The following is a 1090-nucleotide window of genomic DNA, read 5'->3' on the forward strand; positions in this document are numbered from 1 at the left end:
AGATAGAGCACGTCCTTGTAGCGCGACAGTTCGCGCGCGATGCGCTCGATCTGCTCTTCGAGCTTGAGCACCTGGTTGGCATAGCGCGGCGCTTCCGAAAGCGCACGCACCAGGGTCTTTTCCTGCTCCTTCGAAATCGTGCCGCGTGCCACGCCGGCGCGCACCGCGAGCGACGCCAGCACCGAGAGTTGGCAGGTAAAAGCCTTGGTCGAGGCGACGCCGATCTCGGGGCCGGCCAGTGTGGGCAGCACGACGTCGGATTCGCGCGCCATGGTCGATTCCCGCACATTGACGACGGCGCCGATCTTCATGCCGGCCTTGCGGCAGTAGCGCAGCGAGGCCAGCGTGTCGGCGGTCTCGCCCGATTGCGAGATGAAGAAGGCGGCGTCATTGGCCGACAGCGGCATCTCGCGATAGCGGAACTCCGAGGCGACATCGATGTCGACCGGCAGCCTTGCATAGCGCTCGAACCAGTATTTGCCGATCAGGCCGGCGAGATAGGCGGTGCCGCAGGCCGAGATCGCCAGCCGGCCGATCTTGGCGAAGTCGAATGGCAGGTCGAGCGGCTTCGAGACACCGGAGACGAAATCCACATAATGCGCCAGCGTGTGCGAGATCACTTCCGGCTGTTCATGGATTTCCTTCTCCATGAAATGGCGCCGGTTGCCCTTGTCGACCATGAAGGAGGTCGACAGCGACTGCTGGCGCTTGCGCTCGACCTTCTTGCCGTCGATGTCGAAGATGGCGACGCTGTCGCGGCGCACCACCGCCCAGTCGCCGTCTTCGAGATAGGTGATGGAATTGGTGAACGGCGCCAGCGCGATGGCGTCCGATCCCAAGAACATCTCGCCATCGCCATGGCCGACGGCCAGCGGCGGGCCGTTGCGGGCGCCGACGATCAGGTCCTCGTCACCCTTGAACATGATGGCCAGCGCAAAGGCGCCTTCCAGCCGCTTCAGCGCCTGGTGCGCGGCCTCGACCGGCTTCAGCCCCCTGGCCAACTCGCGCGCCACCAGATGCGCCACGACCTCGGTGTCGGTCTGCGAGGAGAAGGAATAGCCGTCGCGGACCAGTTCGTCGCGCAGCTCGG

General features: G+C 65.0%; 1 protein-coding gene. It reads right to left on the bottom strand.

Annotated features, from left to right (window positions below; all coding sequences use genetic code 11):
* Nucleotides 1–1090, bottom strand: a 1090-nt coding sequence (locus AC04SF_RS37345; RefSeq protein WP_488481871.1) for an isomerizing glutamine--fructose-6-phosphate transaminase, incomplete at both ends; no start/stop codon positions are given.

Source organism: Mesorhizobium sp. CNPSo 4671 (assembly GCF_057784245.1).